We start from the raw sequence: 24,337 nt of genomic DNA, 5'->3' as shown, positions 1-24,337 counted from the left end.
TTATACCTCATATCAAAGTTAGCATTTCACTTTTAGTATACCATAAAACAATCCCATTCTCATTCTATATATTTTATCCTCAACGATGAAAAGATGTGTCTGCACACATCTCTTCCATCTTATTATTTTCAATGTTATAAGTTCTTAATAAAATTCAAATCCTGTTTCCGTAATGCCTTCTGTAACTTTTCGTTCTTTCTCTTCAGTTCCTTATTTTCTCTGCTCAGAGCTGCCACCTTCTGGTTCAACAGTTCAATCTGTTTTTCCATCGCCATGTTCAGAATTTCTCTTCTTGGATCTATCATTCCGGCCTGTTGCTCTACTGCTTGGTTCAATGTATCCCGGACGGTTGGATTTTTATAAAAGAATCCTCTCGACAATCCAGTTTTCTTCATCAGCTTTGGAACGCTGATACGTTCTTTATTTGCCAGCATATCTTGTATTGCTTGCAATGCCAGTTCAATTTTCTCTTTACTTTTTCTCTGATTTTCCTCAATCATCTTGTCGTATTTGCTCATATTCTTCACCCCATCTTGCCAGACTCATATATATGATGTCACTCATCCTCTGTCTTACTTCTCTGGTTTCGTCTGCCATTCTTTGATTGCTCATTTTCCGGTAATGCTGTACATTATTCAGTCTTTTATGCCCCAATAGTCTCGCTATCGTCCAGTCATCCAGATGCATTTCTGTAAGTTTGACGCCATAGTAGTGCCGGAACATGTGCGTTCCAAACCCGAATAATTCGCCATGATCATCTTTCAACTGCTTTTCCTGTATCATGGACATGACTTTTGTTTTTATAGCCATATACTGCATCGGGCGGTCAGGTTCTTTTTCATTAACAAATATGTATTCTGTATCACCGAACTTTTCCTGTGTATATTCAATAGAACTCTGTAACAGTTTTGCAAGTTCTTTACTGATCGGTTTTTTATATCTTTTAGTTTTAACTTGATATATTTCAATCATATCTTGGCCATTTTCTCTCGTCAGACAATCTGGTCTCAGTGTAAGGGTATCTGATATCCTAGTTCCAAGCATCTGATGTATCAGAAGACATCTTGCAATCTGTACATCCATCTGTGTAATTTCCGCATTCAGTCGTTTCATTTCATCATCAGAATACACTCTAAATTCTGCATTTACTTCCGGTGGAATATCCGTATTAATAAATAAATGCTCCAATCTTTCATAGCTGTAAATTTTTCCGATTGTCTCTAACTGTCGTCTTAATGAAATTACATAAGAACTATTCGCACTATGGGAAGTATCTTTTGTTGACAGATGTATCAAAAATTCTTCCAACACTTCTCTGTCTATTTCACTGCAGCTTTTTATTTTGGAATACTCTTTTTGGAGATATTCTGAGAATATCCTCATTATTGTCAATTCTCCCTGTACAGTTCCTATTGCTTCATACTGCAGATTCATATAAACAGCTTTCTTACATTCTTCCCTGATATCTGGCTGATATATTTTTCTGAAATCCAGTGTTTTTACATTATAAATTGGATTGGATCTGATTTTAATATCCAGATTTTTTAGTTCCCAAACATCTTTTTCTATCTCATCCCGTAAATCTTCTGGCCCTAAAAATTTCAGTACGTTTCTGAAATATAATATCGTCACTGCTTCGCCATAGCTTACTGTACCATACACACTCTTCTTTTCTTTTACAATAGTTATTCCCTGTTCTAACATCCAGCCTTTTAAAAGTGATATCCATTTTTCTGGATTTCTATCTCCAAGGCTTTTGATTCTCCGATTTATTCTGCTGTTCAAAAACTTTGCAATATGATTATAAGCTGTTCGATCCTGAATCAATGCTCTAAACGTTCCGTTTTTGCAGCGATACATAATATAACCTCGAAACTCTTCCTTTAATTCTTGCGTTGGAAGCAACGTTAAATCAAATTTTCCATTATCCTTACGTGTCCCTGTTTCTTGTAAATTGGGGAAATCGCTGAAGTATATAATATCATTTTCCATCTTTTTCCTCTTTCTTTAGCCATGATGCTAAACTACTTCCTTGCATTTCAAAGAACTCATCATTTGCTTTTGCAATCCTTTGCGGCATATAATCAATATACTGTCTTGTCATCTCTTCATAAGTATGTCCAAGATAATCCCTGATACTTTGCAGTGATACATGACTGTCATAAAACATAGTTGCTACTGTATGTCGATAATCGTGTGATTGAAATAAATATTCTCCATTTGCAATCTTATTTTCCCGGCACGCTTCTATCATCTGAGTTCGGAATGTACCATATAGACAAGCACCACCTCTGCTGTTTTTAAAAATGAATTCTTCAGGCTGAATTTCATGTTTTTTCAAGTATACTTTCATAATCTGATAAAGTGCCTGTGGGATTGGAATCCTTTTATAATTCTTCATTTTGACCTGATACACCTGAATCCAATAATCCTCGCCCTGCTGATAATAAGCATTTCCTTTCAATGTACACACTTCACTCGCCCGTAATCCTAGACACCACAGATGTAGGAACATACATCGTAATCGCTCTGGAAAAAGATATAATTTTTTCAAAATTTCCATATATACTGTTTCCTCAACGCTACGATCATGATGTACTATTACTTCTTTTTGTTGGAAATATTCAATTCGGAATGGCATTCTTGTAATATACTGTTTAACTTCCATGAATTTATAAAAATGACCGATACCGAAAATTCTTTCATTAAATCCCTTTGCCTGTATTCCCCGTTCTCGCAAGCCGTCTGCATACTTTTTTACTTCTGCGACAGTTGCATGAATCGCCAGTATCTTTTCTTGTTCCAGCAGTTCAATAAAATTTCTAATACATACAAATCTTCGTACAATCGTGCTGACTGCCTGTCCAGTAATTCCCAGTTCATATTTCATGTATGCCTGTAAAATTTCTCGATTCTGTATTTCCTTGACTTCCATAAAAGAAATGCTAATTAAGGATTTACTTTCGTCTATCCGATGTTTTCCAAGATGTAATCGTTCCAGATACCATACATTTGCTTCCCATTGGATCTGTTCCTGCTGCATAAACGCATCTCTTCTGCATTCACCTAAAATACTTCGTTGACTCGTTTCGGGAAAATTCTTTAAAATAGTTTCCACTTGTTCCATTTCCAGCAATCCAATATCCGTAATATTTAACTGAACACAAGAATCATAAAGAAGTTTTAAGGATTTTAACCTGACATTTCTATAAGCCTTAGACATTGAAGTATTGGCAATGATACGACTCAACGTATAAAAAATTTGTTTCTTTAAAACTTCTGAACAATTTTGTGTAAAATCCCACACCAATAGGTTTGTTTTATAAGAAGTTTCAAAGGTCTCAGCTATTTCCTTTTCCGGATAATACTTCAGAAAATAAATTTTATTTTGATATTTCCATTCATATATCCGCTTTCCATTTAGCGTCTGCATTTGTTGATAGATATGTTGTTGTTTTACCGTATCATATATTTTCAAATAGAAAGATACAATTTGTGATCGTATCTGTCCTCTTAAATATTGTTCATACGAATTTCGCAAAGGATAATCCATTTCTTCCAGATGCCAGATTTTTCTATCTGCCAAGAACTTTTTCAATTTGTTAATTCTTGAATCGCTTTTTATTCCAAGTGCATCAATTTCTGAATATAGTTCCTGCTTTTTCTTCTCAATATCTACTTCAGATTCTGTTATGTGTTCTGCCTGTTGCAATAAATATATAGGTATTTCTCACACCTCCCTACTCCAGCAGACGTTCCGCCCCATAAATAGCAGTGTGTTGTGCATAAAACTCATTACTTGCTTCTATCAGTTCATCATCCAGCCAGTCCAGATACTTTATAGTCGTATCCAAATGTTTATGCCCCAATGCCTGACTGATCATTTCCAGTTCCCATCCTGCCTGCTTTCGCATATTTGCAAAATAGTGACGTAACATGTGGGGTGTGATTTTAACTCCGGTTTTCTTTTCCATTCGGTCCAACATATCATATACACTGTCCACTCTTAATGGCTTTCCAATGTTCTCACCCATGATATTCACAAACAGGTAATCCTGATGTTGCAGGATTTTCCGATATTTTGCCAGATAATCCATGAGAAATTCAAACGTATCATTACTTATCTTGGCACTTCTGTATTCCGCATTTTTGGCTCTCGCTTCATTTTCATTATCTTCCCGGAAGCATACCCTTATCATGTGATTCCTATAATCAATATCTTTGACATATTTTACTCCCAGTAGTTCCCCAATTCTGTATCCGGTTTCTGCTAACATAAGTAACAGAAGCTGATCTCTTCGGTTCGTACAGGCCTGTAAAATTGTAATAATCTGATTTTCTTTTGCTGTTCTCCCACGATGTTCCTCTTCCTTCAGATAGGCTTTAAAAGAATGATTCCGCAGTACCTTTTTTACTCCCACCTGATTAACCGCTATAATCTGGTTATACGATAAGGTTTTGAGACTTCCGTACTGTTCATATTCTGCCTCTATAAATAAATAGAACCTGAACACATCTTTTAAGTATGCGTTGCAGGTTCCTTCATTCGGACACTTCTTTTCTCCAGCCGTTTGCTCTGTATGGTTTCCGGCTTTAAGCCAGTATAAAAATTCCACAAAGTGTTCTGTCTGTTTTTCATAATCTAACTGATAGACTTCTGTGAGTTCCATTTCTTTCTCTGCCATATATTTCATATAATAGCAGATTGAAAATGCTGTGCGTTTCACTGTATTTGGTGAACGTTTACATTTAATCTTATGCATTAGATATTTACTTGGCAGTTCTTCAATACTCATTGTTTCCAGATTTCTGATGAAAAAATATTTTTCTGTTCCATCTTTTATCGTTTCCACCTTGTATATCATAAGCTGCCTCCTTTCCTCTAACGCTATACACAGTATACCCACTTCATGCCGAAATAGCTATTCATCAATACCAACAATCCCACCGAAAACGCCCTTGAAATACCACCAAACTTTTCGTGCAAAATCTGCTTTTTCTGTAGCAGAACCACGAACGGTTACAGGTAGTATTCCACGCCTTTCCGGTTTCGAATAAAGTGCTGGACATCCTTGATATCTTTTGCCATCTTGCAGCTCGGAAGCGCACACATTACTTCCTCATGATACCTGCCACCTTCTCCTGCACGCTCGTCTAAAATGGACACGACACAAGTATCTGTCTCGGTGCGGAGAGCACGTCCGAATCCCTGTCTTAGTTTTTTCTGCATGTCTGGAACAATCACTGCCTGAATATAATCTTTCAGGCTGGCATATTCCTTCTTCTGTGCTTCACTGATGGGATCAGGAACAGCAAAGGGCAGTTTTACTATAATCAGCGAAGATACCATATCTCCAGGGAAGTCTACTCCTTCCCAACAGGAGCCGGCTGCAAAAAGGACAGCATTGTCCATCTGTTTAAATCTTGTGATCTCTTCCGGTGAATGTCTCCACACCTCTATCATCGGGAACGGAATTTCATCCCTTAACATCTGGTAAACGTTTCCCATCAAATGATAAGATGTAAACAGCACTAGCGTATGCCCGTAAGTCGAACAGATCAGTGAATGGATATGGCCTGCTATCATCTCTGCCTCTTCCTGACTTTCTCTTCTGCATGTCTTCAAATTCTTTGGCAGATATAACAGACAGTTCTTCTGATATTCAAACGGGGAGTCTGCCACATATTCCCGGACTCTCCGCACTCTCTGTAATCCTGTCATTTTCCGAATGTGGGAAAATCCCTGTCCGGTTTTTAAAGTTCCGCTTGTCAGAATCGCTCCCATTCCTCTGCTCCATAACATCTGGTCCAGATACTGTGGAATCCGTCTGCTGGATGCACACAATATAATCCGGTGGTCATGGTCCTGCTTCAGATGCAGCACATACTTCTTATCCTGATGGAAAAAGCATTCCAGCACACTTTTGGTTTCTTCCAGCTTGTTTCTGATCCACTTTGGAATCTTCTTTTCTAATTTTTCTATGATCTTATTCATGGTCTGTATCCCCTCATATAAATACATTGCACACTCTTCTGTCATGTGGAATTCTTCTTTTATCCCATATCTGGTTCTGTGGTTTTCTCCTATGATGTCCAGCACCATCCGGATCGTCCCGGACAGTTTTCTTATCTCCGGGCCTTGGTACTCATTCCCAAGATAAAAGCAGATTTCTCGGATATCGTCATAACAGAGGCTCTTCCCAAACATCTGCTTTGCCGCATCCGGCAGCTTATGTGCTTCATCGACAATCAATGCTCGGTAGTCTTTTAATAACGGGCGGTAATCCTGCAGCCTGTGATAACCATCAGCCAGCAGATAATTGTGATTACAGATCTGAATGAACATTTCATGATCTCTGGAACGCTCCAGATACTGCTGATACCTGCATGAGCCTCTTTTCGGGCAGTCTCCCGAACAGAACTTCGGTACACTCACCATCCTTCTGTCAAACCCACTTAAGTTGGACACTTCGTCCATATCATAATGTTCTTTCAACGACAGCAGAGCTTCTTTCTGCAACGCATTTTTGTTTTTTTCTTCGATTGCAACGATTCGGTGCTCCAACCTCTCATCGCAGACAAAATGCTCTTTCCCTTTTCGTATCACAGCTTTAATAGGGGCCTGAATCGTCCCGTTCTCCTGAAGAATCCGGGAGAGAAAAGGGATATATTCTGTAAGAATTGCTTTCTGGAGTGCAATGCTGGAAGTGGATATCACGACCGGACGCTGCTCATAAGGGGAACATCCTTCTGCAAGGAGGGAATATTTTCTCATCAGAACACAGGCCACCAGATAGGCATACGTCTTGCCGATACCGACACCCGCGTCACACAGTGCTATGTTTCTTCCCAGCAGGTTATCCAGCATTTTGTGGCATAACATAATCTGTTCTTCCCTTACTGCCATTCCATGTTCCGGGAACAGCACTCGGAAAATAGTATCAATTTCTCGATGCGCTCTATTGAGATATTCTCTTGTGTAATACATAATTTGTTACCTGATATGCGTGCTGATATCACATCAATACGGCTGTAAAGGATTTCTCCCTACAGCCGTATGTATCTGATATCAACGACACATTCTTCCTTGATTTCTTATACTTTTGATTTTTGGCGTTGTATTTGTCCTCGACTCCCCCATTGCCTTACGGGAACATTACAGGCGGATGCTTGGCATTGCACCGCTCACGGATTTTCTAAAAGTCTTGCTGATTACAACCCAAAGTCCATCCTCTGCTCACTGGCAGTTCCTATGTATCATTATCCCCTCGTAAGTGATCCTCGCAAAAGACCGCCACGGTCCTGTTTCAGTTAAAGATGATTCGCTCGAAACGAAAACGCCACAAAAGAACTCTGCCTCTCACTTTCTGGTCTAATTTCTTCCATGCCCTTTTCATCTGTCCTCGCGTCTTCCTGCCACGCTTCTACTTACGGGAACGTACCTGTAATGCTGGTATGAGGTTGTCAAAGTACACTGGCAAAATTTACCTGCCTATTAAATAGCCGACGAAAAACGCCATAATTATTCAATTTTTGATAAATTTTTTAATTTTTTTCTCAAACGGTTTCTTTTGGTATAAATCGTCTGTTCTGCCATTCCCATAATCTTAGCAACTTCTCTTCCAGAATATCCCCATGTACTGAGTAAGAGGATTTCCAGTGTCTGATGCTCCGTTTCTTTCAATAGTTCATAGATTCGCTTATCACCTATGTGATCCAGAAGCTCCTTTACATCCCTTGCAAACAGCTCGCTGTCCTTTTCTTTTATGGAATCCATATCCTGCATCGTTTCATCCAGATGTTCCCGGTATCTGCGCTCTTCCAGAAAGTCTTCCCTGTCCATCTGGCGCAGCTTTTGGATCTTCTCTTCTTCCATTCCCAGTTCACGCAATTTCTTTTCTTCCTGTTCTTTCCAATAATTCCACTTTCGTTCTTCACTTGTCTTGTTATAAGCCATTTATCTTTCCTCCGATCTGATTTTTGATATAGAAATCAAATCGGAGCATGGCGGTGACCGGATAGGTACGTTATAATGTTCGAAAAATGTCGAAGAAAAAAATGCTGCAACCTCTTCGATTACAGCACTTTTTTCCATCTTACGTGAATATTTCTTGTTGGTTCATAGGAGATTCCTTCTTTTTCTCATAATGAATAAAAGACTCTTGTCATCCATTATTTATTATAATTTTTCTACTATTACAATAGCTTTTTTAACAAGTTTTCTTGTCTTGGAGTTTAAAAGAAAGCTACCAGTTTTTTTCCTCTGATAGCTTTCCATTCATTCTTATTCTGTTGGGAACATCGCTGCTTCCAACTTATTCATCTCTGTATCCAAAAGACCATATTTTCCTGAGTTATCTTTTTCCACGGATACGTTTACAGTAACAGCTTTTCCATATCTGTTCTTTTCAAGACTCTTCTGGACACTTTCTGTTAATACAGCTGCAAAGACTTCCGGATCATTTCCATCCAATCCCTGCTTTATTTTTTCATTGCTTACCTCTGTAGAGCTTTGTTGCAATGTCTGAAATACATTGGATGGTTCAACTTGTACACTTACTGTATAGACTCCATCCTCTTCTTTCACATCTTGTACTTTGTATTTTGCCAGTTTCTTTACTTCTGTCAGTTTTTCCGCATAATCAGCAATTCCTTTATCCGTAATGTTATCGGAATCATCAAATTGCTGTTGGATACTCTCATTAAAATCCTCTTCGATTTCTTTCTTGGCATCTTTTTCCGAGATTTCTAACAGATTCGCATAGTCCTTATATTCTCCATGATAGTGTGCATCAAGAGAACTTTGGACGTAGGATTTGGCATCAAAGTCTGGTTGTCTGGAGCAAGCTGATAACAATATACATACTATAATTCCTATACTTATGCACAAAACACAATTCTTCTTTTGCATATTCTCTCCTTCACGCTTTATTTATCTTCAATTTTTATCGAAAATAACATTTTTAAATACTGTTCTATTGACTCCTTTTGAACTTTTCTTTCAATATTATATGGAATGCACATAAAAAACTCCACATAACCATTATCAATAAAACTCAGCAATACTTCTCCATTTTCTGTTAAAAAATGTACATATTTTTTATTACATTTACTTTCAAATTTAATATTCGACATTTGCTTGTATATTTTTTTGTAATGATTTTTTATGCTTACTTCATCTGTACAATCAGTTCCATCACCTATCAAAAAAGAAATATACAACTTATCATAATCTTCATTTCTATATGTCATATAAGAATCTGTATGACCATCACCAATATTTTTATAATGCTCATTTGGAATCGAATAACTAATTATTTTCCCCTCTAATGTTTCAAATCTTTCTGTTTCATCAATTCTAATTTCACATGGTTCAAACATTTTTTTTATAAACAAGCCCAATTCATAATCCGACATTTCTATAAAATTAATATAATCTTTTTCTTCCGTTTTTCGCGAATATCCCCCTCTATTATTCCGTTCCCATCTTCTAATTTCTAATTCATCTCCATTTTGTTTCAAATCAATTCTTTGATAATTCTTGGAAAATGTTGGAAAACTTTTATATTTTGTTTGTTTCCAAAAATTGTTTAATTGAGATTCGTCTACTTTTGGGGAACTTTCTGCAATTTTTATTCCTTTTCTAATTGCACAGCCTATCTTATCTATTGTTTCTTCAGCCATAATTTCAATTGTAGGTTCGATAGAAATATAACATCCCATAAACCTTTCAATGGCATTAGGCACAATTAAGAAACCATATTTTTGATTATAATATACAGAAATCATATCCGTTTTCTCCTCTCTATTACTTAAGGGGAATAAAATATTCCCCTTAAGCTATTTACTTTGCTATTATTTTCCTACTGTAATAATGAGTTTAACACCTTTATCAATACCATGTTTTGTAGCATTATTAACTGCATTTATCTGAGCTTCGCTTAATGTTACATTTGGAACAACTACTTGTAATTGTCTACCCACTATTTCTTCCGCATTAACAAATTTACCATTAAATGTTTCTCCTATAAATCCTGAAACTTTATTAATGTCCTTGACAATTACCTTTTCCAATTTATTACCATTTTGATAAGTCTTTGCACCTAAGTCTCGGCTTTTAACACTAGTCACAACACCATTTTCTACTTTATCTATGGTCGGGAAATTGTGTCCCAAGTTATTTCCCATAGCTTTGTCAATAATATCTCCTCGCTCTAATGGTGGTTTTTCCCAAGTGCCTTCTGGCAATTTTGTTTCGGTTACTTCTGCAACTAATTTTTTAAACGATTTATCAATCCCATCATTATGGGTACTTCCTGCACTCCTTACTACATTCAAAAGTTTCCCAGCCCCATAACTAAGGCCACCCATAACGCCACCTGTCACTGCTCCTGCAATACCACCGACTAACGTATCTTTTGCTACTTGTTTCAGACTATTTCCAGACAAACCTGAATTCACTGCACTATATGAAGCTCCACCAATAGCTCCAATAACTGCTCCTGAAACCATCGCCGTTCCTAAGCCACCCATTGCTGGCAATGCTGCCAGAACTGCTCCTGCAGCCAAACCGCCTGTTGCAGCAACTACAAGACCAGAAACTGTAACCGCAGTTATACCAATGGCTACTTTTTTCACCGCATTCCAGTCTACTTTTCCAAGCTTATCTGTAATACGATTTGTTGTCGTACACATATGTCGTACCACTTCTGAGCGGATTTCTGCCGTTCTTTCTGAAACATAGGATTTGAAAGATGTATAAGTTTTTCCAATTTTCTGTACCCCATTGCTTACAGAACGAATAAACTGACTTCCTCTGGATGTGATCTTTTGATATGTACTGCTACTGGTTACACGATTTTTCACAGATTGATATGTCTGTTTTGCATGTTTAGCTGCATTTTTGGCAGTTTTTGCTACCCCCTTCACTGTGTTAACAATAGTTTTTGCTGCTTTCTTAGCTGTATTTACTACTGTTTTGACTACCTTTTTCGCAGTATTAACGATTTTCTTGCCGACACTCTTGACTGCTTTCGCTGCTTTTTTAGCTGTACTCTTAATCCTGCTCCACAATGAATGTCCTGTCGGATCACTGTAATTCAGCGGATTATTGGTCGTATAATCGTAGCGGTTTCTGGTCAATGGATTTTCTGTCGTTCCAAGGTCACTATCTTCAGTTGTAAAGGTTCCGTTCTCTGCGTTATAGTATCTTGCCCGCAGATACTGAAGTCCTGTTTTTACATTTGTGGACTCCCCATTGTAACCGTAGTAATTGACACCGTCTGCTGTTCCTGATGTAAGGTTACCGTATGAATCATACTGATAACTGTTCGTCAGATTAGCTGTTTCGGTCAGGATTCCGGTCACGCTGTTTCTTCCGTCATATAAATAATAACTGCTTTCTTCCGATTTATCAACGCTTACCCGTTCTCCGATTCCACTTTCTCCATAAGTATAAGCCTGACGTACTTTCTCGTCTGCTCCATACTCTGCAAGGACTTCTGTATTCTCGCGATTGATATCGTTGATATACTCTGTCAGTGTGCATCCTTTGGCATTGGAACCGCCTTTTACCAGAGAGGCAAGCTGCTCTTTCGGGCTGTTTCCATCTTCGGTACGCTGGTTCGCCGGGATCAGGACTTCATCGCCATAGCAGTCTTCCCATTTATAGGTGTTATCAAGTTCGAATACCCGGTTGTTATCTCCATCGTACATGGCTGCCATCAGGACTGTTCCACCCTGTTTTACTACTGCCAAACGATTCTCTGCTGTGTATTCATAAGTAACCGGATCTGCACTGTTTGTCTTATCACATTCCTGGATCAGATTGCCATCTTTATCATAGCTGTAGGTTGTTCCCGGATCGCCCCAGATCTTTGCATTGGTGCGTTTGATGAGCTGGTTGGAATCGTTGTACTTATAGTTATATTTTGCTTTGCTGACACCATCCTCGATCTTCTCGTAAGAGGTCCGGTTTCCAATCTTGTCATAAGTATAATTATGGACTGTCTTTTTACCGCCCTCTGCTTTTTCTGTACAGCGTGTCAGTTCCCAGTTGTCATCGTATTCATAGGTACGTGTCGTCTGGATCTCTTTTTCCTGATGCTCACAGTCTGCTTTGTCTGTCTCTTTCTGTGTATCGCCCCAGTTGTACCAGTCTTCCCAGCTTGGCGTCTTTCTTGTTCCAGCTTCCAGTTCCGTAGCTGTTTCTCCAACTACATATCCCTGATCATTGTACTTGTACTCATAAGTACTGATTACTTTGCCGCAGGAACCACAGGTATTCACAATCTTTGTGATATGATCTTCTGCATCGTAAGATACTTCCGTCTTTGTTCCATTACTTCTAGTAACTTCTGTCACACGGTTCAGTGCATCATGCTTGTAAGTGGTTACTTTTCTATTACGGTCTGTCAGTTTTACCAGATTATCATTTAAGTCGTATTCATAGCTGATCTTTGTCCCATCCGGGTATACGATTGCCTGCAGATTATCTGCGTCATCATAAACGTAGCTGACATCCTTTTTCGAACCGCTTGTCACTTTGGTGATTCTTCCAAGTGCATCGTATTCGTAGCTGCTCTTGCCTGTCTGATCCTTCATGGATACCCGTTCCCCGGCACTGTTATATGCGTAGGTCACGTCCTTTTCGGATGTCTCGCCTTTTGCGTCCTGATAAGATTTCTCCAACAGGTCATTCAGTTTGTCGTAATCATACGTGGTTTTCTTGCCGCTTGCCTGTGTATGTCCGGTCAGTCTGCCTTTTTCATCATAGTCGAATTTCTCCGTTCTTCCTGCCGGATCTTTGATGGATGTCAGGTTGCCTTCTAAGTCATAAGTATAATTCGTTGTCTTATTTGCTGCATTGGTGAAGGTCACCAGGTTATCCATGTTGTCGTAACCATAAGTTGTTACACCGCCAAGGGCATCAGTTACTTTGGTCAGGTTGTCATTCTTGTCATATTCCAGATGGCTCTTTAATCCGGTCTTATCTGTAACAACCTGAATATTCCCATGTGCATCGTAATCAAATCCCGTTGTGAATCCACGCTTGTCTGTAATAGAAGTTACCCTGCTGTCCTTATCATAGGTATAGGATTCCTTCTGCCCCAGTGCATCGGTCTCTTCTGTTACACGGTTGTCTTTATCGTAGACTGTCTTTGCAACATAGCCCATCGGATCTGTTACAGATGTAACATTATAATTCTTATCATATCCATAGCTGGTCTTTCTTCCACCCGGTTTGGTGATCTCAGTAATATTTCCTGCCGGGTCGTAAGTGTAAGCAGTTATCTTACCAAGCGGATCAGCTGCAGAAGTCATCTGACCTGCCAGGTCATAACTGTAGGTATTGCTCCGTCCAAGCGGATCTGTCTCCTTCACCAGATTGCCATACTTATCATAAGAAAAGCTGGTTGTTCCATCCAGTGCATTGGTAGAAGACTTCATGTTATGGAGCTTATCGTAAGTATAAGTAGTGGTACTCTTTAAGCTGTCGCTTTCTTTTACCACGTTGTCCACTTTATCATAAGAGAAATTTTTAGTATAACCCAGTGGACTGGTCATACTCTTCAGACGTCCGGCTTTATCATAACTATAGGTATACTCTCCACCATTCGCCTGTGTCATCTTTGTGACATTGTCATTCAGGTCAACACTGTACTGTGTCTCATTTCCCTTTGCATCCGTTACAGAAATGACATTGCCATGCTTGTCGTAATCATATTTGGTAACTGCTCCCTTTGGAGAAATCTGTTCCGTCATGTTACTCAGGCTGTCATATTTGTATTCGGTAATGAGTCCCATCGGATCTTTTGATTTGGTAAGATTTCCAATGGCATCATAACGGTATTCATTTGTTTCTTTTAACGGAGAAGTCTCACCGATCTTGCGGTCCAGTTCATCATACTGGTAGGTTGTCGTATTTCCATTTCCGTCTGTCTGGGATACGAGATTGTCATTTTTATCGTAAGCATACTTGGTAACCGTACCGTTTTCATCGACAGATTCCGTCACATTATCATTTCCGTCATACTTAAAGGTGCTGGATGCTCCCAGTGGATTTGTCTGAGAAATAACCCGGTCTTTCTTATCGTAAGCGTATTTATATGTGGCTTCCTCTTCTTCTGTCATGGATAACTGGTTGCCGACTTTATCGTAGGTAAAGGTTGTTTTATGACCTTCCGCATCCGTTACCGCTGTAATGCGGTCCATAACATCATATTCATAAGATGTGATACTTCCGTCTGCTTCAGTAAGTTTCAGGAGTCTGCCGTACTGATCGTACTTGTATGTTGCTGTCCTGCCAAGTTCATCGGTCTGTGTCAGTACATTTCCGGCACCATCATAAGTATAATCCATACTGTTTCCACCATTGTCGGAGGAATGGATCAGGTTGCCTGCTCCGTCATATTGATAGGTAATTACGAGTCCCTGTGCATCCGTACATTTTACAAGCTGTCCGATGGCATCGTACTCCATCAGCACCTTGTCCCCTGTCGGCAGTATTATGGATGTGTTATTTCCCTCTTTATCATACACATAACTATACGCATTGCCGAGGGCATCTGTCATCTTTGTGCTGTTGCCCTGTGAATCGTATTCGTAAGTGGTCTTTCCTTTCAGGGCATCCACCGTCTGTTCCAGATTGTCGGTGGAATCATATTTCATTGCTGTAATGTTGCCCTTTGCATCGCTTACCGATGTCATGTTTCCATTACCATCGTAAGTCATGGTACTGGTATTTCCATTTTCATCGGTAGAGGATACCAGATTTCCATTTAAGTCATACTTCATGGATACGGTATATCCAAGGGCATCTTTGGATGTAGTCAGATTTCCTGCCTTGTCGTAAGCATAAGTATCTGTTCTTCCCTCTTCATCGGTAGAAGATACCAGATTTCCTGCTTTATCATAAGTATATGTGGTAGTTCCACCTTCTGGGTTGGTTTCACTTAAGCGGTTTCCTGTATTATCGTAGGTATAAGTCCAGGTTCTTCCACTGTCATCTGATTTTGATACCAGATTGTCTGCCGCATCATAAGTATAAGTGGTAACTGCACCTAATTCATCTGTCTCTTTAGCGAGTCTTCCGCAGTTATCATATTCCTTGGAATGGCTGCTTCCATCTCCATAAGTAATCTTGGTTTCATTTCCTAATGCGTCATATTCATATTTGGTTATATTACCAACTGCATCTTTGGACTGAAGCACCTGTCCAAGAGAATCAAACTTGGATACGGTTGCATTTCCATTTCCATCGGTATATTTTTTCAGATTTCCTGCTTTGTCATATTCATAGAGCTTTGTTCCAAAATCTTTATTACTCTCTTCTATGACACGTCCCATGCTGTCATATTTTTTATGTTTTATTTATATTTTATCCAAATATTACAGCGATAACTAATAATGTCACCCCCTGCATTATTCTTTTTATTTTTAGCGTCATTTGATAAAACATCAACGTTTTTGATGGCAAAAAGGGAACCTGCAAAACCAGATTCCCTTTAAAATACATGCTCTTCTCTAAAAGGATGATAAATCCACCATCCTCTGCTTATTTTTAAAAACTTTTTCCTTTTTTACAATACTTATAAATATTAAATGGTTTTTCTTTTTTTTCAAATAAAATCCCTGTTGTTTTAATAATTTTTATAAGTTCATCCGACTCCATATCTGTCGTTTTAAATATAAATATTTTCTTTTCATTTGTTATGAAAAAAAAGAAGTTTTTATATAAGAACATTCTATCAATATTTTTAAATTCATAAATTTGATCTTCATCTATTTTAATTGCGTTTTCATCGATATCCACCGTTTCATATCCTGATCTACCCCAGACAAATTCATGAACATTTTTTTCAAAATTTTTACCAATCATTTGATACCAAATAATCCAAGCCACACAAGCCACACAAGTTCCAATCCCTATTCCAAACATCAAATAACTTTCCGACAGATAACAATTAATCGACAGTAAAAATTCTACAGGTGTAAAAATATAGATAATCATTCTACTTTTCTGTCTTGTTTTAAATAATTGATTAGGAATTATAAACCCAAGCGAAAGCATTCTTTCTAATTCTTCCCTATCCTCATCTGACACAATTGATTTAATATGCATTCTTCTTAATCCCCCTTTTGCCAGAGGTCCTCTTTATAAAATCGAACCTCTGGCCATTGTCTCTTTTATTCTTTTACAATTTACAGCGCTTGAATCAACAAACCAAAAACAGTACCTGCTCCAGCTGAAAATAAAGCAATAATTGACGGAATTGCATTTACAACTAATGCACCCGCAAGAACTAATATTACGGCTCCTGCCAGTATATTACTATGCTCTTTTGTGAATTCTACAACATTAAATTCAAGACCACTATTAGAATTTAATGTCATTGTAAAAATCAAAGCAACCGATATTGTCCACTCTTTTTCCTCTTCTGGCAGCAAATCTGATGTACTAAATACAATGGAAAACTCTACACTATTGGCAAAAACATTATTTATTTCAAAAGCAATATTACCAGATTTAACCGATAAAGCAATTTTTTCTATCGTATTTCCAAAGTTATCTGCTCCCTCTATACCTGTATCTGATAAATTTGATGAAATCTCCATAATTTGATTTTTGCAAGTTTGTGTCAATTCTCCATCATTTCCTATATCCACTTTTATATTATAAATTTTACCAGTTGAACTTTCAAGCGATGTGGATATTTTAGTAGAAATATCAATTGCTCCTTGAGGACTCATCATTGTTCCCAGTGAAATTTCCTTATCATACTCCACACCCACATCCATAATTTTATTCAGATAACCAAGCGGCTCCATTACATTATAGACATATTGATTTCGTGCTATTTTTACCTTTGCCCGAAGATTTTCTTGCGCTATTTCCTCATCTGTTTTTGTCGATACGGCATCGAACTTTTTAAATCCAGTATCTCTCCCTGAATATGCATCTTTATCCAGTGGGAACGAAGGTGATGAAGAAAATGAGTTCAACTCACAAAATTGATCAAATGCCCAGTTCTTCGGCATCGAATATCCCAAATTACAGCTAAATCCAGTTGACATATCTGCCACAAATGATTTACTTGCCAATCCTGCTTCATAAACTTTAGTACATACATATCTTGGTGCATAAATGCCGACTTTATAATTTTTATCATTTGTCGAACTGAAAAAGATCATGTGAATCTGTTCAAAATAAGGTATAATAAATGTATCAATCTGATATGAATAACAATCAAAATCCACTGCAAAGTATATAGTCGTTCCACTTGGTATACCGATTCTCTCGGCTGCTAAAATTGCTGTCTGTGCATCAACACTTCCCTGGGACGGATCCTTAAAATAGTTTAATTCATATCCTCCATCCTGATATATCGGGAATACCGATAATCCTGCATTTTCAATGTTTTTCACTTCTGTTGATGTCAAATATTTCGGTGTATGTTCTTTTCCAACAGAACCTGTCAGATAACGTCCTACATGAGTATACCCTGCATTTTTTATATCTAATGCCTGTTGTTTATTTAATACTGTTGCACAGTCACACGCTTTTGCTGCCCTGTTTGTATCGCCTTTACTCGTAAGCAATGATTTCATAGTAGAAACATTTACTTTTCCTTTTGTTACAAGTCCAATTCCTGTCAGACCATAAAACTCCTGAAATTCTGACACCTTTGACTCTGTAGTCGAATCAAACACGCCATCGAATCTTCCCGGATTATATCCGTTAAAATATAGTCCGTATTGAGCAATCTTATTAAATGGAACATATTTCGTCGAGTTCTGTCCGTTCTGTAATGTACCCGGAAACGCATTTGTTGTTGCATCGCCAAAATTAACTGAATTCAAATCTGTAATTAATTCAGTTGTAACTCCTTCAGCCGCCTGCAATGCACCAACTAAAGACAAAATTGTCTGTCTTGAGGCAATTCCATCACAAGGTCCAACACCAATAACATCTGACCAGTCACTATTTAATTGCTGTTGAATAAGAACAATATTGGAATCCCCACCAGAAACCTTTGTAAACCAGTTTAGGGATAACAATCCAGACCAAACTTTCCAATCAATTTTGCCCGTAACTTCCAGTCCTGCATTTTCCTGCATCTTTTTAACTGCATTTACTCCTGATGTATAATAAATTCCAGTAATTCCTCCAGCAGCATATCCTTTGCAAAACAGAGCACACTGAATCAAGCATACATTAACCTGCGGAGTATCATTCGGATCCATTTTTGTAATAATGGCTAACTTCTTCATGGTATTAATAGTAAGTGGTCCAACCGTTCCTGTAATCGTTGAGATTCCATTCTGAATCTGAAATGCACGAATGATTCCCTGCATCACGGCTGTTCCGGTCTTCCCATCTTCATCCAGTTTTACCCAATCCTTATGTCCACCAAACATCGCATTTAAATATTATTGTGCTGCTTTTACATTCTGATCACTCATATTCACTACCTCCTAATTCAAGTCAATTATAAAGATTTCTAACTCTTTATATGTCTATCACTAAAAGTTACAATAACAATTTATCAATCAACTGTGTCTATTTTGTGACTATTTTCCAAAGGATTCATTAACTCCCTTATAAAATCCTTAACAAATTATGAAAGAAACCATCAATTTATCACCCCATATCCCATTATAGAACTGTAATCTACTGCATAATTTCTCTGCCGTACCTGATCACTGGAATTTCCCTCAATCGTGTAAACTCTTCCACCTTCACACTTTTCTACTATTCCTACATGATCCGATGTTCCATCATGATCCCAGTCAAAAAAGATGATCATTCCAGCTGTCGGAGTTGTTCCGCCACTCTGCCACTTATTCTTTCCCTGAAACCAGGACACTCCATCACTGCACAATGAGAATTTAGGAACATTCCCACTTGCAATCAGACCGCTCTGATCCGCACACCAGCTTACAAAACAGGCACACCATTCTACCCGACTGTCAAATCCGTACCAGCTCCAGAACTTCTGACCGCCACTGTTTCCAAGCTGCCCCATTGCAACCGACACAATCTGCTGATTACCAAACAAACCAGCAAACAGGCTGCCACCGGAATAATACCGCATCACATGGGGAACGTATTCGGGATCTCCATAGCTGCTCCATCCATGCGAAGCTGCCTGCTCCTGTGAAAATTGTAAAGCATTGGCTTCTGTGTATCCGCCTCTTTGCAACGCCCATACTATGTATCCGTTTCCATAGTTATATCCCTGCCATGCAAGTTTTAACTTGTCCATATCCTGTGGGCTGCTGCATCCTGCCTGACTGATACAGTCTGCAAAGGTCTGTACTCCCACCTCTATCGAATAATTCGGATCGGTAATAGAACCGGGGCTGTGTGAAAACCTTATATTGTACGGACTTTCCGAACACTGCATCGGGTCTGTTCCTCTTCCCCCGGATTCCTGCATCATAATCGCCTGTATCGCAGACACATATTCTGGAATGCCATATTGGGATGCATACTGCTGTATCACCGAAGTATAAGCCAGCACCTCATCACTTAGAGATTCGGAGTTTTCCGAACTACTGCTGAAGGCTGCTCCTGCAATGATTCCTGCAATCAGAATAAATACCAGAAGAAATGCACCGCCTCCGGCAGCAATCCATTTTCCCATTTTTTCAAGAGCTACTACCCCTTTTTGAATCACTGCTGTAATTCCCTTTACGGATAACTTTGAGCCTTTTCCTGTTACCTGAAGGACTGCTTTTCCACTTTCTGTCGATGCCTGTGCTGATTTTCTTGCCATCTGGACTGCTCTTGCTTTCTGCATCGCCTGAAGGCTCTTTTCCACCTGCTGTGTCTGTACGGATGCCTGTGTCTTGATTTTTTCTTGAGACAGACCAGATACTTTTACCACTCTCGGTGCTGCTTTTACCTGCCGTTTACCGTTTTCTTTGGCAAGTGCTGCCTGCTCCGGTTTCAGCTTGATCAATTTCTTTCCGCTTTCTGCCCCCTGCTCCATTGCTTCTTCGGCAGCTTTCGCTTCTTCCTGTCTGCGTTTTCTTTCCTTTATCTTCCTGTAGGTCACTCCGGCAAGTTTTTTCCCACCTCGATATGTGGTTTTCCCTATGGTTTTTCCTGCCACACTCGCCGCCCTGTACTGTACGGATTCTATTTTTTCAATGCCATACTGTGTTGGAGAGTCTGACTGACCACTGCTTTTCTCATGTAGTTCCCTTGGCTTTTCTTTTGCTTCCAGTACAGCCGAGCGTACCAGTTCTTTCGGAAGCCGGGCAGCCGGATTTCGAATCTTCGGATTCTTATCCCTTACCCGTTCCTTGATATCTCTCATCCGGTCACCCTCTTTCCGTATCTCTTATCTCATCGGGCAACATCCCGATGTTTCTTTTTTTCCTGCTGTTTCTGCAACTGCTCCAACTGTCTGATTGCTTCATTTACCAGTGGATGCTCGTTGTAATATGGCACAAGCTCCAAATCACCCCTGTCTTTTGATGACAACGGCAATGGATATTCCATATCCGAATAAATAGAGTACGGATCATGGATAGAAAACTCAATAGCCGGACACATATTGGCAGATGTTCTACAATACTTCTGGTACTTTTTATATGCCTCTTCCAGCGTTCTGCATTTTGTATATTCTCCTAAATCATGGAACTCACCGCACTCTGCAGCATAAAAAGTTATCGTTACTTCTTCTTTTTTCTTCATTATGATTCTCCCGGTTTTGTTGTCATTAGTTTATAAAGGTCTGTATTCTTTGGGAACGTATTCTCAAATGGTACGATATTTCCAGAGCAACGGATCAGGCCACTACCAACCGATACATTTGTAATATAGGACAGTTGGTTTTCGGAAATATTCAAAAGAGCTGCCAGTTCTTCCCTGTCTGTACTTGCCTGATTCAAAAGAATCAAAAACTCACTGTTTGCCAACATCAGTCTTGCAGTGTCCGATTTCAGAAGTTCCTCAACATTTTGGGTTAAACCTGTCACGAATCCATTGTATTTTCTGATTCTCTTGTACAGTCGGTAAAAGAAATTTGCACTGTATTCATAGCGGAATAACAGATAGAACTCATCGGCAAATATCCATGTCGTTTTTCCTTCTTTCCAGTTCTGAATTACCCTGTTGAAAATACTGTCTAAGGTAACCAGCATTCCCAGTGGCATAAGCTGTTCCCCCAGTTCCCGGATATCGTAATCCATGATCCTGTTCTTCTTATTCACATTAGTCGGCTGTGCAAAGGTGTTCAGGCTTCCATTAATAAAAAGTTCGGATGATAATGCCAGTCCTCTTGCCTCTTCTTCCGGCTGTAACATCAACTGTCGGTACATATCTTTCAGAGTCGGAACTTCCCCTGTATAACCACTTCGGATATAATCCCGGTACACATCTGCAGCACAGCGGTCCAGGATTGATTTCTCTTTTGCCGACAGATTTCCTGCTCCAACCAACTGCTCGAACACAGACAGGATAAACTCCGATTTTTCAATCAGTGGATTCTTTTCATTGCCGTAGGCCGCATCCATATCCATTGCATTCAGGTGATTGTCTGATGTTGCAGATACCTTTACAACCTGTCCACCCAGAGCCTCTACTAATTTCGTGAATTCGGACTCCGGATCAAGAATCAGGATATCGTCATCGGTACTCAATGCCAGATGCACAATCTCTTCTTTTGCCGAAAAGCTCTTTCCTGATCCACTGACGCCCAACCGGAAACTGTTTCCATTCATCAGTTTCTTCCGGTCGGCTACCAGAAGGTTCTTGCTGACTGCATTCTGCCCATAATAGATACCGCCCGGCTGCAGGATTTCCTGTGTATGGAACGGAATTAAAACAGCCGTAGACTCCGTTGTCAGTGTACGCAGCGCATTGATCTTTCGCAGTCCGTAAGGAAGCACTGTATTGAGTCCGTCCACTTGCTGCCACTTTAATGTTGCCATCTGGCACAGATGCTTTCTTGCGATTGACAGAATCAGTTCCGTATCGGAATCCAGTTGCTTTTTGCTGTCTGCCAGATGTACCATTGTCAAAATCCCGAACATCATACGCTGGTCTCTGGTTGTCAGATCATCGAGCATTTCCTTGGTTTCTTTTCTCTGAAGTTCCATATCGTATGGTACGATTGCCGAGAAGTTATTATTAGCGTTCTGCCTTCTCTGCCAGTTGGTCACGTTAGTTTCCACACCAAGCAGTCGGTTCTGGATTTCCCTTACCGCTTCATCCGTAGGGACTGGCAGGATATCAATCGACAACATCAGATTCCGGCTGAAGTCACACAGTTCTGAAATCATGTCATCTTTAACATAACTTGCATAATCCTGCATATACAGGACTCTTCCGTACCTGTCACCGATTTTAAAATGGTCACGTTCAAATTCCATAGAATCCGGACACATCCAGTCCTTGAAACTTGTTCCCTTCTTGGCAAATTGTTTCAGATCAAACGGAAATGCCTGTGGGACATCTCCCTTGAAGAAGTCCCTGAAAATCTGGAGCCGGCTCTCTGCGTCCAGTCCTTCTGCTGTGGACGATAACTTTGCCAGATGTGTTACGATGTCTGTTCCGATACGTGCAAAATAGGTTCTTGCATCGTCAATAGATCTTTTATGTACACTGACAGTCAGATACCGTTCCTGATAGATGCTGTTGTTTGTTCCTGTAATCTTAGACAGGAGCATTTCGTTGTATTCTTCCCGATAGTGGTCCAGTCCATCTTCCTTCATTGGAAGCAGGATTGATTTTTCAAATTCTTCTTTATTGATTCTCCGGTTATTGATGGTAATTTTGGCAGAAATGCCGGAATCCAGTGAATTTAAGAGTTCGGAATAATCCAGAAACATTTCTGTCTTATTGTCCTTACTCGCAATATAATAGTTGATATCTGTAAAACGATATGTTTTTGAGAATTTCGTTCCCTGTTGAAAAATTCCATCCGGCCAGATTCGCTGGATGGGAATTGCCTGTTGGACGGATTTCGGAACTTTGAAGCGTTCCTTATCCATCCGAAGTGCCTGACTTAAGGTTTTAATCAAAGGCATCACTCCTTCCCTTGCGTTTCTTTCTCTGTTTTGCTTCTGCTTTTTGCTCCCGCTCTTTTATGATTTCCGCTCCATCCTTTTGATTCTTTTCTCCCAGCGAGATGGTCTCCTGCATGCAGGAATAGTAGATATCTTCCGACTGAAACACCAGTTTCTTCGGATACAGCAATTCGGATTTGATCACTGCCCATAAAAACTGTTCGGCTGTCATACCATGATATTTGAAAAAGCCACAGGCAGCAAATGGAGCAGCACCAAGCACACACAGCCATCCGGTTATTTCCTGTCCGGTAATATCACGCATTCCAAAGTAAATTCCGATTGCTGTAAGAATCGCAAGAACAGAACACACACATTGTCTCAGGTCCAGTCCCATAAACATGGATTCCTGATAGTCCCTGATTTCTTTGTTCATCTTTACTTCCATAAATTATCGTTCCTCTCCCCTGTTTTGTTTCTTCGTTTTCTGTGGTTTTTCTTTCGGTACTTCTATCCCGGCAAATCTACAGTGTTCCGCAACGCCTTCCGGATCAAATTCTGCAAGCCTTGCAAGGTCAAATGCCACTTTCTGATAGGTTCCATATCCAGACTTTGCTGTTTCATCCAATACTTTGCCAAGCTTATGCGCCTTGATAAAACGAATCATATCTTTGGTAAAATCTCCTGTTATAAAAGCCTCATTTGGCTCTAAGAACTGATAGGGCAGATTAATGGTTACATCTCCAAAATCTTCCCATTCTCTCCCTTCCTTATGGCAGAGTCCTACATATAAATTCCCATTGTTCCGATAAGAGCTCACTCGTATCGCTACTGTCTCACGTCCGAATTCCCAGTTATATCTTAATGTTTTCTTTGTATCCATATTTTTAACCTCCAAGTCCCATCATTTCTCTTACGATTCGGTCCGATGCCTTGATCGCTCCGACCAAAACCAGTAAATTAAATACCAGTTCCCCTACATAGTTCCACACGATTGTAACTGCACTCAGCTCTGTATCTCCGACAGCCGGAGGGCTTGCCGCATAAGCCGAAAAGATAATACACGCCAGTGCAATAATTGCCCCTTCCAGACATACGCCTATATATGAACGGATAAAATTCTTTCCGATGGACTGCGTGGGTTCTCCTGCAAACGAGGAAATCGGAATCGGGGCAATTGCCGTATACAGTAGGGTAAGAACCCAGCGCCTTACCATATCACTATGGCAGGTTTCCGAGAACTCCCCTCCGAACCGGACTTACACCTCTCGATGTATCCGGCTCTCCAGATGTCAGTCTAATTTCCCAGCGTGTA

The 24,337-nt window shown here is 39.6% G+C and carries 16 protein-coding genes and 1 pseudogene; all 17 read right to left on the bottom strand.

What is annotated here, in order from left to right; genetic code table 11:
- Nucleotides 1–134: 134 nt before the first annotated feature.
- Nucleotides 135–518, bottom strand: coding sequence for a DUF6262 family protein (locus tag D8Q48_RS14590; protein ID WP_015513361.1), 384 nt, complete (start codon nucleotides 516–518; stop codon nucleotides 135–137).
- Complete coding sequence (locus tag D8Q48_RS14585) at nucleotides 493–1,992, bottom strand: tyrosine-type recombinase/integrase (protein ID WP_006426955.1); 1,500 nt, start codon at nucleotides 1,990–1,992, stop codon at nucleotides 493–495. The genes D8Q48_RS14590 and D8Q48_RS14585 overlap by 26 nt, the downstream gene beginning before the upstream one ends.
- Nucleotides 1,982–3,712: a tyrosine-type recombinase/integrase gene (locus D8Q48_RS14580; protein ID WP_007886448.1), complete on the bottom strand. Its 1,731-nt coding sequence runs from the start codon at nucleotides 3,710–3,712 to the stop codon at nucleotides 1,982–1,984. Before D8Q48_RS14580 ends, D8Q48_RS14585 begins: the two co-directional genes overlap by 11 nt.
- 28 nt (nucleotides 3,713–3,740) lie before the next feature.
- Nucleotides 3,741–4,865: a tyrosine-type recombinase/integrase gene (locus tag D8Q48_RS14575; RefSeq protein ID WP_006426957.1), complete on the bottom strand. Its 1,125-nt coding sequence runs from the start codon at nucleotides 4,863–4,865 to the stop codon at nucleotides 3,741–3,743.
- Nucleotides 4,866–5,020: 155 nt separating this feature from the next.
- Complete coding sequence (locus D8Q48_RS14570) at nucleotides 5,021–6,988, bottom strand: ATP-dependent DNA helicase (protein WP_007886452.1); 1,968 nt, start codon at nucleotides 6,986–6,988, stop codon at nucleotides 5,021–5,023.
- 534 nt (nucleotides 6,989–7,522) lie between these two features.
- On the bottom strand, nucleotides 7,523–7,957 hold the full coding sequence (locus tag D8Q48_RS14565; protein ID WP_007886453.1) for a hypothetical protein: 435 nt from the start codon (nucleotides 7,955–7,957) through the stop codon (nucleotides 7,523–7,525).
- Between the two features lie 327 nt (nucleotides 7,958–8,284).
- Complete coding sequence (locus tag D8Q48_RS14560; protein WP_007884654.1) at nucleotides 8,285–8,911, bottom strand: hypothetical protein; 627 nt, start codon at nucleotides 8,909–8,911, stop codon at nucleotides 8,285–8,287.
- Nucleotides 8,912–8,928: 17 nt separating this feature from the next.
- Nucleotides 8,929–9,789: a contact-dependent growth inhibition system immunity protein gene (locus D8Q48_RS17295; RefSeq protein WP_007884653.1), complete on the bottom strand. Its 861-nt coding sequence runs from the start codon at nucleotides 9,787–9,789 to the stop codon at nucleotides 8,929–8,931.
- Between the two features lie 66 nt (nucleotides 9,790–9,855).
- Nucleotides 9,856–15,348 (bottom strand): RHS repeat-associated core domain-containing protein, encoded by a 5,493-nt coding sequence (locus tag D8Q48_RS14550; protein ID WP_243116315.1) that lies wholly within the window; start codon nucleotides 15,346–15,348, stop codon nucleotides 9,856–9,858.
- Between the two features lie 214 nt (nucleotides 15,349–15,562).
- The gene (locus tag D8Q48_RS14545; RefSeq protein ID WP_006426967.1) at nucleotides 15,563–16,123 is read right to left on the bottom strand and encodes a hypothetical protein; all 561 of its coding nucleotides are present in this window, start codon (nucleotides 16,121–16,123) and stop codon (nucleotides 15,563–15,565) included.
- Nucleotides 16,124–16,203: 80 nt separating this feature from the next.
- Nucleotides 16,204–18,420, bottom strand: coding sequence for a glycoside hydrolase domain-containing protein (locus D8Q48_RS14540; RefSeq protein WP_055261965.1), 2,217 nt, complete (start codon nucleotides 18,418–18,420; stop codon nucleotides 16,204–16,206).
- Nucleotides 18,421–18,635: 215 nt separating this feature from the next.
- Nucleotides 18,636–20,327: a lysozyme family protein gene (locus D8Q48_RS14535; protein ID WP_121056996.1), complete on the bottom strand. Its 1,692-nt coding sequence runs from the start codon at nucleotides 20,325–20,327 to the stop codon at nucleotides 18,636–18,638.
- Nucleotides 20,328–20,356: 29 nt separating this feature from the next.
- The gene (locus D8Q48_RS14530) at nucleotides 20,357–20,707 is read right to left on the bottom strand and encodes a hypothetical protein (RefSeq protein ID WP_118702491.1); all 351 of its coding nucleotides are present in this window, start codon (nucleotides 20,705–20,707) and stop codon (nucleotides 20,357–20,359) included.
- The gene (locus D8Q48_RS14525; protein ID WP_006426971.1) at nucleotides 20,707–23,043 is read right to left on the bottom strand and encodes a VirB4-like conjugal transfer ATPase, CD1110 family; all 2,337 of its coding nucleotides are present in this window, start codon (nucleotides 23,041–23,043) and stop codon (nucleotides 20,707–20,709) included. The genes D8Q48_RS14530 and D8Q48_RS14525 overlap by 1 nt, the downstream gene beginning before the upstream one ends.
- Nucleotides 23,030–23,470 (bottom strand): PrgI family protein, encoded by a 441-nt coding sequence (locus D8Q48_RS14520; RefSeq protein ID WP_023923453.1) that lies wholly within the window; start codon nucleotides 23,468–23,470, stop codon nucleotides 23,030–23,032. The genes D8Q48_RS14525 and D8Q48_RS14520 overlap by 14 nt, the downstream gene beginning before the upstream one ends.
- Before the next feature lie 3 nt (nucleotides 23,471–23,473).
- Complete coding sequence (locus tag D8Q48_RS14515) at nucleotides 23,474–23,905, bottom strand: DUF4313 domain-containing protein (protein ID WP_121056994.1); 432 nt, start codon at nucleotides 23,903–23,905, stop codon at nucleotides 23,474–23,476.
- A gap of 4 nt (nucleotides 23,906–23,909) precedes the next feature.
- A pseudogene (locus D8Q48_RS14510) lies at nucleotides 23,910–24,212 on the bottom strand (hypothetical protein); the annotation flags it as partial.
- Nucleotides 24,213–24,337 lie beyond the last annotated feature (125 nt).

Origin of the sequence: Ruminococcus sp. B05 (genome assembly GCF_003628495.1) — a bacterium.
GTDB classification, from domain to species: Bacteria; Bacillota; Clostridia; order Lachnospirales; family Lachnospiraceae; genus Schaedlerella; species Schaedlerella hominis.
Note: the sequence above shows the minus strand (reverse complement) of the source record. Positions and strands in the feature narration are given on the sequence as shown.

What these genes read in the sequence shown, in the direction of transcription:
- D8Q48_RS14590 (WP_015513361.1), bottom strand. Translation starts at nt 518, where the DNA reads ATGAGCAAATACGACAAGATGATTGAGGAAAATCAGAGAAAAAGTAAA.
- D8Q48_RS14585 (WP_006426955.1), bottom strand. Translation starts at nt 1,992, where the DNA reads ATGGAAAATGATATTATATACTTCAGCGATTTCCCCAATTTACAAGAA.
- D8Q48_RS14575 (WP_006426957.1), bottom strand. Translation starts at nt 4,865, where the DNA reads ATGATATACAAGGTGGAAACGATAAAAGATGGAACAGAAAAATATTTT.
- D8Q48_RS14570 (WP_007886452.1), bottom strand. Translation starts at nt 6,988, where the DNA reads ATGTATTACACAAGAGAATATCTCAATAGAGCGCATCGAGAAATTGAT.
- D8Q48_RS14565 (WP_007886453.1), bottom strand. Translation starts at nt 7,957, where the DNA reads ATGGCTTATAACAAGACAAGTGAAGAACGAAAGTGGAATTATTGGAAA.
- D8Q48_RS14560 (WP_007884654.1), bottom strand. Translation starts at nt 8,911, where the DNA reads ATGCAAAAGAAGAATTGTGTTTTGTGCATAAGTATAGGAATTATAGTA.
- D8Q48_RS17295 (WP_007884653.1), bottom strand. Translation starts at nt 9,789, where the DNA reads ATGATTTCTGTATATTATAATCAAAAATATGGTTTCTTAATTGTGCCT.
- D8Q48_RS14550 (WP_243116315.1), bottom strand. Translation starts at nt 15,348, where the DNA reads ATGGGACGTGTCATAGAAGAGAGTAATAAAGATTTTGGAACAAAGCTC.
- D8Q48_RS14545 (WP_006426967.1), bottom strand. Translation starts at nt 16,123, where the DNA reads ATGCATATTAAATCAATTGTGTCAGATGAGGATAGGGAAGAATTAGAA.
- D8Q48_RS14540 (WP_055261965.1), bottom strand. Translation starts at nt 18,420, where the DNA reads ATGTTTGGTGGACATAAGGATTGGGTAAAACTGGATGAAGATGGGAAG.
- D8Q48_RS14535 (WP_121056996.1), bottom strand. Translation starts at nt 20,327, where the DNA reads ATGAGAGATATCAAGGAACGGGTAAGGGATAAGAATCCGAAGATTCGA.
- D8Q48_RS14530 (WP_118702491.1), bottom strand. Translation starts at nt 20,707, where the DNA reads ATGAAGAAAAAAGAAGAAGTAACGATAACTTTTTATGCTGCAGAGTGC.
- D8Q48_RS14525 (WP_006426971.1), bottom strand. Translation starts at nt 23,043, where the DNA reads ATGCCTTTGATTAAAACCTTAAGTCAGGCACTTCGGATGGATAAGGAA.
- D8Q48_RS14520 (WP_023923453.1), bottom strand. Translation starts at nt 23,470, where the DNA reads ATGGAAGTAAAGATGAACAAAGAAATCAGGGACTATCAGGAATCCATG.
- D8Q48_RS14515 (WP_121056994.1), bottom strand. Translation starts at nt 23,905, where the DNA reads ATGGATACAAAGAAAACATTAAGATATAACTGGGAATTCGGACGTGAG.